Origin of the sequence: Arcobacter arenosus, from assembly GCF_005771535.1 — a bacterium.
GTDB classification, from domain to species: Bacteria; Campylobacterota; Campylobacteria; order Campylobacterales; family Arcobacteraceae; genus Halarcobacter; species Halarcobacter arenosus.
Map to the genome: position 1 here is coordinate 112,260 of NZ_VANU01000008.1, position 12,031 is coordinate 124,290.

At 29.4% G+C, this 12,031-nt stretch carries 12 protein-coding genes; 9 read left to right on the top strand and 3 right to left on the bottom strand.

What is annotated here, in order from left to right:
• Positions 1-2: 2 nt before the first annotated feature.
• The 8 genes from FDK22_RS15120 to FDK22_RS15155 all read left to right on the top strand — a co-directional run bounded on the left by FDK22_RS15120 (position 3) and on the right by FDK22_RS15155 (position 6,699).
• Complete coding sequence (locus tag FDK22_RS15120) at positions 3-1,247, top strand: molybdopterin molybdotransferase MoeA (RefSeq protein WP_228711733.1); 1,245 nt, start codon at positions 3-5, stop codon at positions 1,245-1,247.
• A gap of 32 nt (positions 1,248-1,279) precedes the next feature.
• Positions 1,280-2,092, top strand: coding sequence for an ABC transporter substrate-binding protein (locus tag FDK22_RS15125; protein ID WP_138153824.1), 813 nt, complete (start codon positions 1,280-1,282; stop codon positions 2,090-2,092).
• A gap of 13 nt (positions 2,093-2,105) precedes the next feature.
• Entirely contained in the window at positions 2,106-2,801 is a 696-nt protein-coding gene (locus FDK22_RS15130) for an ABC transporter permease (RefSeq protein ID WP_138153825.1), read from the top strand.
• Positions 2,798-3,820: an energy-coupling factor ABC transporter ATP-binding protein gene (locus tag FDK22_RS15135; RefSeq protein WP_171013017.1), complete on the top strand. Its 1,023-nt coding sequence runs from the start codon at positions 2,798-2,800 to the stop codon at positions 3,818-3,820. Before FDK22_RS15130 ends, FDK22_RS15135 begins: the two co-directional genes overlap by 4 nt.
• 19 nt (positions 3,821-3,839) lie before the next feature.
• Positions 3,840-4,031 carry a sodium-dependent tyrosine transporter gene (locus tag FDK22_RS15140; RefSeq protein WP_138153827.1) on the top strand — a complete coding sequence of 64 codons (192 nt, stop codon included), beginning with the start codon at positions 3,840-3,842 and terminating at the stop codon, positions 4,029-4,031.
• A gap of 166 nt (positions 4,032-4,197) precedes the next feature.
• Entirely contained in the window at positions 4,198-4,794 is a 597-nt protein-coding gene (gene yedF / locus FDK22_RS15145; RefSeq protein ID WP_138153828.1) for a sulfurtransferase-like selenium metabolism protein YedF, read from the top strand.
• Positions 4,795-5,826, top strand: a complete 1,032-nt coding sequence (gene selD, locus FDK22_RS15150; RefSeq protein WP_138153829.1) for a selenide, water dikinase SelD — start codon at positions 4,795-4,797, stop codon at positions 5,824-5,826. It abuts the gene before it with no gap.
• A gap of 81 nt (positions 5,827-5,907) precedes the next feature.
• Entirely contained in the window at positions 5,908-6,699 is a 792-nt protein-coding gene (locus FDK22_RS15155; protein WP_138153830.1) for a PAS domain-containing protein, read from the top strand.
• Positions 6,700-6,717: 18 nt separating this feature from the next.
• Here the strand turns inward: FDK22_RS15155 and FDK22_RS15160 are convergent, their stop codons facing one another.
• From FDK22_RS15160 to FDK22_RS15170, 3 genes are all read right to left on the bottom strand, one after another.
• On the bottom strand, positions 6,718-7,692 hold the full coding sequence (locus FDK22_RS15160) for an aldolase catalytic domain-containing protein (RefSeq protein ID WP_138153831.1): 975 nt from the start codon (positions 7,690-7,692) through the stop codon (positions 6,718-6,720).
• 90 nt (positions 7,693-7,782) lie between these two features.
• Positions 7,783-9,087: a methyl-accepting chemotaxis protein gene (locus FDK22_RS15165; protein WP_138153832.1), complete on the bottom strand. Its 1,305-nt coding sequence runs from the start codon at positions 9,085-9,087 to the stop codon at positions 7,783-7,785.
• 9 nt (positions 9,088-9,096) lie between these two features.
• Positions 9,097-9,480, bottom strand: a complete 384-nt coding sequence (locus tag FDK22_RS15170; RefSeq protein ID WP_138153833.1) for a PAS domain-containing protein — start codon at positions 9,478-9,480, stop codon at positions 9,097-9,099.
• A 161-nt stretch (positions 9,481-9,641) separates the two neighbouring features.
• Between FDK22_RS15170 and FDK22_RS15175 the strand changes: the two genes are divergently transcribed.
• Positions 9,642-11,840, top strand: a complete 2,199-nt coding sequence (locus FDK22_RS15175) for an endonuclease MutS2 (protein WP_138153834.1) — start codon at positions 9,642-9,644, stop codon at positions 11,838-11,840.
• The last annotated feature ends 191 nt before the right edge of the window (positions 11,841-12,031 follow it).

Here is a 12,031-nt window from a genome sequence, read left to right on the forward strand (position 1 = left end):
TTTTGAAAAAAGAGTTTTTAGATTTCGAACTTGCGGTAGAAAAATCTTTGGAAAATGCAAAAGCTACAAAATTTACAGAGATTGTAAATATAGAAGATGCTTTAAATAGAATCATTTCAAAAGATGTATTATGTAGAAAAAATCTTCCTTCTTTTAATAACTCTGCAATGGATGGTTTTGCAGTAAAGTTTTTAGATGCTGGAAAATCTTTAAAAGTAAAAAAAATAATTTTTGCAGGTGAAAAAGTTGAACCTTGTTTAGAAGAAAATGAGTGTTATAAAATTATGACTGGAGCACAAGTTCCAAGTGATGTTGATACTATCATTCCAATTGAAGATGTAATAAGTTACAAAGATGAGATTGTAACTATTCCTGAGTATATTAAAAAAGGTTCTTCTTTAAGATTAAAAGGTGAAGAGAAAGCTATTAATGATGTTTTATTTAAAAAGGGTGAAACTATAAATTCTTCAACTCTTGCTGTTTTTGCATCACAAGGAATTACTAAAATTGAAGTTTATAAAAAAATATCAATTGCAGTAGTATCAACAGGGAATGAACTAAAAGAGCCTTGGGAAGAAGCAAGTGAGGATGAGATATATAATTGTAATTCCTATGCAATCACTACACTTCTTGAAGAAAAAGGGTTTGACTCTACTTATATTGGTGTTATTCCAGATAATTTAGAGCAATCTATTGATTTTATTAATAGTTTGAGTTGTTATGACGTTGTTATTACAACAGGAGGTATCTCTATGGGAGATGCAGATTTTATGGCAGAAGCTTTTAGACAAAATGGTTTAAAAACAATTTTTCATGGAGTTAATATAAAACCAGGTAGGCCTATTATGATGGGTGTTATAGAAAAAGAGTTTAATAATTGCTTTGTTATGTGTTTACCTGGTAATCCTTTAACTGCAATGGTAAATATGCATCTATTTGCAATACCTGTATTAAATAAGATTCAAGGAGGAAATTCTATTTATCAAGATATTTGTTTGGCTGTAAATAAAGAAGATTTTAAAACAAAAACAGGTCGAGTGAATATTGTATTAGGAACAGCTAAAAGTGGCGAATTTAATGTTACAAAAAAGAATAAATACGGTTCAGGAATGATTACAGTACTAAATGAAAGTAATGCAATTGTTGTTACTAAGCCAGATAAAGATTTTACAGCTCAAGGTGAGTTTCTAAGGGTGATTAGATTTGGTTGCTCATATTTAGAAACTAAAACAGAAATATTTAATTAAAACAAAAATAAACTTTATATTAGGAGAAAAAAATGAAGAAAACGTTATTAGGATTAGGATTAGGTGCTATGTTAGCATCATCAATGATGGCACAAGATTTAATGATGGCAACAACAACAAGTACAGATAATACTGGTTTATTAGATTATTTAGCACCAAAATTTGAAAAAGATACAGGTGTAACTTTAAAATGGGTAGCAACAGGAACTGGAAAAGCACTTAAAATGGGTGGTAATTGTGATGTTGATATTTTATTTGTACATGCACCAGCATCTGAGAAAAAATTTATTGCAACTGGATTTGGTGTTGATAGACAACAAGTTATGTACAACGATTTTGTAATTATTGGACCAAAAGAGGATCCTGCAAAAGTTTCTGGGATGGCACCAAGTGTTGCACTTAATGCAATTAAATCTCAAGAGGCTAAGTTTTTCTCAAGAGGTGATAATTCTGGAACTAATAAAAAAGAACTTTCTTTATGGAAAAATGCAAAAGTTGATACAAAAGAAGCTTCAACTTGGTATGTTCAAACTGGTCAAGGTATGTTAAGAACAATTAATATGGCATCTGAAAAAGCTGGATATACAATGACAGATAGAGGAACTTGGATTAAATATATGTCTCAACAAGGTGACAAAAACCTAATGAAAATTGTTGTTGAAGGTGATAAAACATTATTCAATCAATATTCTGTTGTATCAATCAACAAAGAAAAATGTTCTAATGTAAAACCTGAATTAGCTAAAAAATTCACTAATTGGGTAGTAAGTCCTGCAACTCAACAAGTTATTGCTGATTTTAGACTTTTAGGTCAAGCATTATTTATTCCTAACGCTGGGAAATAAGGATTTTTAGAGAATGAATCTATTTACTGATGGTTTCAAAGAGGCTATAGAGTTACTAACTTCTGGTAATGAGAGTGTATACTCTGCTATTACTACGACAATAACAGTATCTTCATGGTCTTTGATGATTAGTTTAATTATTGGACTACCTTTAGGATTTTTCCTTGGGTATTATAACTTTAAAGGTAAGGCAGTAGTAAAAACAATTGTTGATACACTTTTAGCCTTACCAACAGTTGTAATTGGTTTAATTGCATATACTATGTTATCTCAAGTTGGACCATTTGGTAAATACGATTTACTCTTTTCTCAACAAGCAATTATTATTGGTCAAGTTGTATTAGGACTTCCAATCATAATTGCTTTAACAGCAGCTGTTGTAGAAGCAGTTGACAAACGTCTTTATTTATCTTTAAAAGGATTAGGAGCAAAACCTAGACAAATTATGTTTGCTACCTTAGAAGAGGCTAGATTTGGTCTTATGACAGCAGCAATGACTGCATATGGAAGAATCATAACTGAAATTGGTATTTCTATGATGGTTGGTGGAAATATCAAATATCATACAAGAACTGTTACAACTGCTATTGCCCTTGAAACAGGGAAAGGTGAATTTGTAACTGGAATTGCATTAGGACTTGTTTTATTTGCAGTAGCATTAATAGTAAATATTAGTTTATCACTACTTAAAAGGAGATGGACTCAATGAGTACACTTTATGAATTAAGAAATATAGAACAGTATTATGATGATAAAAAAGTACTTAGTGTTGAAAGTCTAAAACTGGAAGAAAATCAGATTATTGGTTTTTTTGGACCAAATGGAAGTGGTAAATCAACTTTATTTTCTTTATTATCTTTTATAAATAAACCCACAAATGGATATTTAAATTATAATGGAATAGATAATAGAAAAATAGATAATGAAACTAAAATGAGTATTGTTATGGTACCCCAAAATCCATATCTATTAAAAAGAACTGTTTTTGAAAACATTGCATTTGGTTTAAAACTTAGAAATAAAACAAATAATATTGAAGAAAAAGTTGAAGAAGCTTTATCTTTAGTAGGTCTTGATAGCTCTTTTAAATATAGAAAATGGAGCCAATTATCAGGTGGTGAAGCTCAAAGAGTTGCCCTTGCAGCTAGACTTATTTTAAAACCAAAGGTTTTAATCCTTGATGAGCCTACAACGGGTGTTGATACAAACTCTGCTCAACTTATAAAAGAAGCAATTTTAAGTGCAAAACAAAAATGGAATACAACTATATTAATTTCAAGTCATGACCATAATTGGCTAAATAAAATTTGCGATAAAAAAGTTGCACTTTATCAAGGACGACTAATAGAAAGTGGTAGTGTAAATCTATTATTTGCTCCATGGGAAAAAGATGAAGATGGTAATTTAGTTAAGTTTTTCCTTGATGGCCAATTTCTTAGAATTGAAAATAGTGAATCAAAGAAAAAAGATTCTGTTGCAATGATAGATTCAAATGATATAACTATTTGTAGAAAAGATTGTGAAAATATGTTTAATAAAAACACTATAATAGGACTTGTTTCTTCAATTTCACAACAAGATTCAATTGATTATTTATTAGTTGAATTTTCAATAGGAGGAATCTCTTTTTCGTGTAGAATTAGTAGAGATGTGATGCAAGAACAAAGATTTTTACCAGGTGATAGAATATATGTTAATATTAATACTTCAAATATACATTGGATATAAATTTTAGAAAGGAGAAAAAATGTTTATAAAATTAAATGATAGAGTTTATCTTAATATGGCAAAAATCACTAGAATGAAAATTGACCATGTTGAAGATGGAATTAGAGTTAGATTTTATGAAGGTCAAGACCAAGTTGCAAAATCAAAAAGATTTGAAACTACTGATGATGCGTCAGCTTGGATTGAAGAACTTTTAAAACAAGTAAAATAGTATAGCTTTTGCTATACTGTTTTTTAATGGCATTTTGTTAAAATTAATGTCATTAAAAAACAGAATATTATTCTTAGTTTTTCAAGTATCTTAAAATAACACCTAAGGTTTAGGTTATAAAACTTCACAAACTATAAATATAATCAAAAAATTATTGGAGAAAATTATGAATTTAGATTGCAAAGGTTTAGTTTGCCCAGAACCTGTTCTAAAAACAAAAAAAGCTTTAGAAGAATTAGAAGAAAACTCAGTATTAGAAGTTTTAGTAGATAATATTGCCTCACAAGAAAATGTTATAAGGTTTGCCACAAAACAAGGCTATACTTCTGAAGTTGAAGATTTAGGTAATAATGAATTTAAAGTAACTATTGTAAAAGGTTATGGGTGTAGTGTTGATACAAAAGATTCTTTAAATGAATCAAATTTTTTAAATAAAACAGTTTTTATAAAAGATGATAAAGTAGGTGAGGGTGAATTAGGTTCTATGCTTATAGTTGGTTTCTTAAAAAGTATACTTGAGTTACCAAAATTACCTAAAACAATTATTTGTGTAAACAAAGGTGTATTACTAACAACAGCAGATGAAAATAGTGATATCATTGAAATATTTAAAAACTTAGAGGAAAAAGGTGTAGAGATTTTCTCTTGTGGTGTTTGTTTAGAGTTTTATGAAGTTGCCAATAAACTTAATGTTGGTAAAATAGGAAATGCCTATGGAACTGTAGAGACATTATTAAATAGTGAAGGAACTATAACTTTATAAATGAATAATCAATATAAATTAACTAAATATGTAAAAGCCGCAGGTTGAGCCGCCAAATTAGCTCCGGGGGAGCTGTCACATTTACTTGGCAAGCTTGAATGCGATGATGAAAGATTAATTGTTGGAATTGATGGTAGCGATGATGCAACAGTATTTGTCCTAAATGAAAATCAGGCAATGGTACAAACTGTTGATTATATCACTCCTGTTATAGATGATCCATTTTTATATGGACAAATAGCTGCTGCAAATTCACTTAGTGATATTTTTGCTATGGGAGCAGATGTATTAACAGCTATGAATCTTGTTGGTTTTGATGGATGCCATCATCCCAAAGAGGTTTTAGTAGAAATCTTACAAGGTGGATTATCTAAAGTTAAAGAGTGTGGGGGTGTTCTTGCCGGTGGACATACAATTGAAGCCCCTGAGATGACCTATGGATTAAGTGTAAGTGGAACAGTTCATCCAAAAAAAGTATTTAGAAATAATACACCAAGGATTGGGGATGTTTTAATTCTTACTAAACCTATTGGACTTGGAATTTTAACAACTGGAATAAAAGCAGATATGTTAGATGATGAAGCAATATTAAAAGGTGCATCTATTATGGCACAATTAAATCATAAAGCTTCATTGTGTGCAAGAAAGTTTGATGTTAGTGCTTGTACTGATATTACAGGATTTGGTCTTGCTGGACATGCTTTAGAGATGGCTTCAAAAAATGTGAGCCTTGAATTTGATTTTGAAAAGATTCCAATGATTGAAGAATCAATTGAATTAGCTTCAATGGGAATAATTCCAGGTGGAACATATAGAAATAGATCCTATGTTTCACCTAATGTTGAACTTAAAAAAGATTTTGATAAAGAGATTTTCTTTTATGATGCTCAAACTTCAGGTGGTCTTTTAATAAGTGTATCTCAAGAGGATGCACCAAAACTATTAGATAGACTTAAAAGTGAAGGGTATGAATATAGTTCAATAATAGCAACTGTAAAACAAAAAGAGCAAAAGAGTTTAATACTCAAATAGTATAAGCTGTACTTATTTTAACCTTAAATTTAAGAATTATATTTTATTATGTATTATTAAATTTGAGGGGAGAATAAGACAATGTTAGACACAGAAGAAGCATACTATAAATTATTAGAAGTTTATGGTGAAAATGTAATTGCATCAAAGACTGACTTAAAGGGAAACATTGTTTATGTGTCCGATGCCTTTTGTAAAATAAGTGGATATTCTAGAAAAGAGTTAATGGGACAACCACATAATATAGTAAGACATCCAGATACTCCAAGTTCAGTATTTAAAGAGCTTTGGGATGCTATAAAAAATTCTAAAACCTTTAAAACCCAAATTAAAAATAGAAAAAAAGATGGGTCTTTTTATTGGGTTGATATGACTGTATCTCCAATATTAGATGAGTTTAATAATATTGTTGGATATACTGCAATAAGACATGATATTACTACCCAAAAAGAGCTTGAAGAGCTTAATTTTGAACATCAAAAGCTAATTGAATCATTTAGTAAAAATGTAATTGCATCAAAAACTGATTTAAAAGGAAACATAACTTATGTTAGTGATGCTTTTTGTGAAATAAGTGGTTATTCAAAAAATGAACTTCTTGGTAAAGCACATAATATTATTAGACATCCTGATATGAGTAAAACTTTTTATAAGAATATGTGGGAAATTATAAAAAAAGGTAAAGAGTTTAAGGGTGAAATAAAAAATAAAAAGAAAAATGGTGAAGCTTATTGGGTAGATGTTACAATCTCATGTGACTATGACAAAGATAAAAAACATATTGGATTTACATCAATTAGAAAAGAGATTACAAAACAAAAAGCTCTTGAAGAAAAATTAAAAGAAATTACACTAAATAAAAAAGAAGGCTAGTATAAACTAGCCTTTTATTCAACTATACTCTTCAGTCATCTTATTATAGAATTCAACATAATTTGTATCATTGTTGTCCCTTGCTTTCATAGCAGCTCTTGGGTGTTCATTTAAATGACCACTAATAATATAAGGAACACTACATCCCCAATCTAATTCTTTTTCTAATGGTACAATATAATCTTGAATAAATTTTAATACAGGAGTATATTTATATTTAGGGTTTTTTAAGAATCCTAGTAGAAGTTCCATAGCACAATTTCCTGCACCTCTTCCTAATCCTGAAACAGTAACATCTAAATAACTTGTTCCATAAACCATAGCTTCAAGGGTATTTGCATAAGCTAGTGATAGATTGTTATGTGCATGGATACCAACTTTTTTACCAACTGATTTTGCAACATCTAAATATTTATCAGTTAGTTTATTAATTTGTTCAGGGTAAAAAGAACCAAAACTATCAGCAATATAAATAACATCAACATTTGATTTTGCAACTTGTGCTAAAACTTCATCAAGTTCATTATCAAATGATTTAGAAATGGCCATGATATTACATGTTGTTTCATAACCTTTTGCATGAAAATCTTCAATTAATTCTAATGCTTCTGGAATTTGGTGAATATAAGTTGCAACTCTAATCATATCAACTACAGATTCATCTGCTGGTGGAATCTCTTCTTTTATAGTTCTTCCAACATCAGCCATAGTAGCAATTTTTAGTTTAGTGTTATTTTCTCCAACAATACTTCTAATGTCTTCCTCTTTACAGAAGTTCCATTTTCCATATTCCTCTTCACTCATTACAGTTGGAGAAACATTTTTTCCAATCTCCATATAATCAATTCCAGCACTAACACACATATCATATAAAGCTTTTACAAACTCATCTGAAAAGTGATAGTTATTTACAAGTCCCCCGTCTCTGATTGTACAATCAAAAACTCTTAAATCTTCTCTAACTGAAAGAATGCTTCCCTCTTTTTGTAACATTTTATATCCCTGTTTTATTTTTTGGCTAATATAATACTAAAAAGTAGTTAAATAGGTTATAAAAGAGCTCTAAAACTCCCTTATAATTTTTTAGTGTTCTCTTTTTTCTTCGCCTTTATAGCTTCTGTCTATATTTTCATCTCTAATTTGAATAGACTCTTTACCAACAAATTGAGATTTCGAAATTAATTGAACATTATTATTGGCAATTTTAGACATTTGAGATGAGATTATTCTAACATTTTCTGCAACTATAGCATTTTTCTGTGTTAGTGTATCTATTTGAGCTACAGTATTATTTATCATAGAAATACCTAACTCTTGCTCCTTAGAAGATTGAACAACTTGTTCAATTAATGAAGTAGTGCTATTTATTTTTGTACTTAGATTTTCATAACCTAATATCATATCATCAGCAATTCCTTTACCTTCATTAGCCTTAATTGATGCAGATTCAACTAAATTTTTTATCTCTTTTGCTGCATCTGCACTTCTGTTTGCTAGATTTCTAACTTCCCCAGCTACAACTGCAAAACCTTTTCCTGCTTCACCTGCTGTTGCAGCTTCTACTGCTGCATTTAATGAAAGGATATTTGTTTGAAAAGCAATTTGATCAATCATATCTAAAGCTTCATGTACTGCTTTAGTTGAATCATTGATTTCATTCATCGCTGTAACTGTTTTAGTAGCAAGAGATAATCCACTTGATATAGAGTTAGTTACTTCACTACCATAATTTTCCATCTCATTTGCCATACTAGTATTATTTTTAATAGTACTTGTAATCTCTTCAATAGCTGCAGATGTTTCTTCCAACGATGCAGCTTGTGTAGTTGTAGATTGTGATAGATTAGAAGAGATTTCCATCAATGCATTAGATTCTTTTTGTAAAACTAAACTTGTTCTATATGTACTTGTTAGTTGTTTAGTTATCTCTTCTTTTAAGAAGTTGATTCCTTGGGTCATCTTTTTAAAATCCCCACCTCTAAACATTGTCTCATCAATTTCATGTAAAAAGTTTTGTTGTGAGTATTCATTTAATATCTTATCAACATTTGCTAATGCTTTTTGAAGTTTTTCAGACATTACATTCATTGTTTTTGCAATATAATTAAGTTTATCGTTTGAGGTTTCTTTTGTAATTCTATCTTCTGTAAAACCATCTGAAAGTTTTTCAGCACAAAGCATTATCTCTCCATAGATAGTTAAATCTTCAGTATTTTTACTTTGGATTATATTTGAGATATTTAAAATCTTTTCCATAATAAGCTTATCTGTACCACTACAAGTGTTATTAGAATTCTCAATTTTATTGATATCCTCTTTTATGTAACTTTCTATAGTATCTAAAGCTTTTAATATTTCATTTGAGTCTTTATTATTTTTAAAAAACATTTTTTCGTCTTAGTCTAAAGTCTTATACAGCTCTTCTGCATTTTTAATCTCATCATCCGTTGGTTTTACCCTAACAGATATATACCTTAAGTTACCATTTACATCTTTAGAAGGAAATGCAGTTGCATTTACCCAATAATAATCACCACTTTTTGTTTTATTTTTAACTATTCCATTCCATATTTTACCAGCTTGTATAGTTTCCCACAGATCCTTAAATGCCGCCTTTGGCATATCTGGATGTCTAACATAATTATGTGGTTGACCTATCAATTCTTCCTTAGTATAACCTGCAATCTCACAAAAATCATGATTTGCATAAATAATTATTCCCTTAGCATCAGTTTCAGAAACAATCATTGTTTTCTTGTTTAATTTGACTTCCCTATTCATTATTTTTCCTTTTAAAAGTTAAAAATAATATATTTACTCCTAGTATACAATAAAAGTATAGGTAAAAAAAATATTTTTTTCTAAAAGTATCATTTTATGTGTCTTTTTTGTTACTTTTTATACTTATATTTCATTTATAATAAATTGGATATAATCCGCCAATGAATGAGATATTAAAGAAATTAGACTTAAGTGATTATATAGAATCTTTTTCCAAATTATTCGCAAGGGAAAAATCTATAATACTAGAAGGGGATATAAACCTTCACCATAGACTTATAAATGAATTAGCAAAATATGATTTAAAAGAACCAACAAAAGTATCAAATCTTGATAATGCACTATTACATATACAAAAGCAAGGTGTATTAAAAATATATGATATATACGAATTTATAAAAATAATAAAGTATTTTAACTACCTAAAAAGATTTAACTTTGAGGGAAAACTTGCTGATTGGATAGATAGAATCATAATACCAAATGAGATTACCAAGATATGTGATTACTTTGATGAGAAAGAAAATCTAAAGCAAGGTGTTAATGAAGACTATGATGCTATAAAAGGTGCTATATACAATAACAAGCAAGAGATAAAACAAAGTTTATATAAACTAATCAATAATACCAAGCTAAGAAGTTACCTAGTTGATTCACAAGTTCATTATATAAATGGGGAAGAGTGTTTATTAGTTAGAGGTGGATTTAACCATGTAATGAAAGCATCAGTTCTAGATAGGTCTAATTCTGGATTCTTTTATGTATTACCCCATAGTGTAAGTAATTTAAAACAAAAACAAAGTGATTTATTAAATAAGCAAGAAGAGATAATATTAAAAGTATGTAAAGAGATAACATCATTATTTGAAAAGAACTTATTGTTTCTAAAGTTTATCAATAAAGAGTTTGATAGGTTTGATCATTATCAAGCAAGAATCTTTTTTGCAAAAGTAGGGGATAAGAATTTTATATTACCAAACAAAAAAGGTAAAAATAAGCTAGTAGAGTTTAAACATCCAGCACTTCATGAGGCAAAACCAATAAGTATAGATTTCACAAAATCTGTAGTTATGATTACAGGGGTAAATGCCGGTGGTAAAACTATGATGTTGAAATCAATTTTATCAGCTGTATTTTTATCTAAATATCTTTTACCATACTATACACACCATACAAGTGAAGTTGGAACCTTTAAAGAAATAGCTGCTGTATTAGATGACCCACAAAGTGTTAAAAATGATATCTCTACCTTTGCTGGTCGTATGGTAGAGTTTTCTAAACTATTTACTTCTAAAAGTGCTATTGTTGGAGTAGATGAAATTGAACTTGGAACTGACTCAGATGAAGCAGCTAGTTTATTTAAAGTGATAATAGAAGAGTTAATACAAAAAGAGATAAAGATAATTATAACTACTCACCATAAAAGACTAGCTTCACTAATGGCTTCAAATGAAGATGTAGAATTAATAGCTGCATTATATGATGAAGAGAATCAAAAACCAACTTATGAGTTTTTACAAGGGACGATAGGAAAATCTTATGCCTTTGAAACAGCTTCTAGATATGGAATACCTCATAATGTAATTAAAAAAGCGAAAATAGTATATGGGGAAGATAAAGATAGGTTAAATGAACTTATTGAAAGAAGTAGTGCCTTAGAGATAGAGTATAAACAAAAGATAAAAAAACTTGAAGAAGAGCAAGAGAAATTTGAAAGATTAAATAAAAATCTAAAAGAGGCTAAAGAGAGTTTAGATGAGCATATTTATGAAGAGAAGTCTAAACTTCATAAAGAGTATAAAGATGCAAGAGATGAAGCAAAAAAAGCTATTAAAGCAAAAGTTGCAGTTGGACATCAACATTTAAATGTAGCCCATGCAAAAGCTCAATCAATTAAAACTGAAAAGGTTCAAGAAGTAGTAGAACTTAAAGTAGGGGATAGAGTTAAATATAGAAACTCTAAAGGGGAGATAATCTCTATAAAAGGGAAAAAAGCTTTTATAGAAAACGATATGGGAATGAAGATGCAAGTATTACTAAGTGACTTGCAAAGAAGTGGAAATCCTCCTAAGATAAAAGCAAAACCAAAAGCTAGTGTAAATGTTCAAAGACCAGATACCGGACATGTAAAATTAGATTTACATGGACAAAGAGCAGATGAAGCGATTGAAAATTTAGATAAATTTTTATCAGACGCACTAATTGCAGGATTTGATGAGGTATTAGTTTATCATGGAATTGGGACAGGAAAACTATCTTATGCTGTAAAACAGTTTTTAGATAAACATCCACGGGTAAAATCATACGAAGATGCTCATCCCTCTTCTGGAGGTTTTGGAGCTAAGGTTATTAAACTATAAGGTATTTTTCTAATCCCTTTTTTATAAGGGTTTAGAAAATAAATATTTTTGAGTAATTAGTCTTTATTTGTACAAAACTAGACTTGACCTGACACAGCACAATTTCTCCTGAAATTTTTTGTCAGTTATTTCATGACGCCGTATCTTGTGACTCTGTAGGATTATAACCAATCATCTTGACTTTGGCAAGA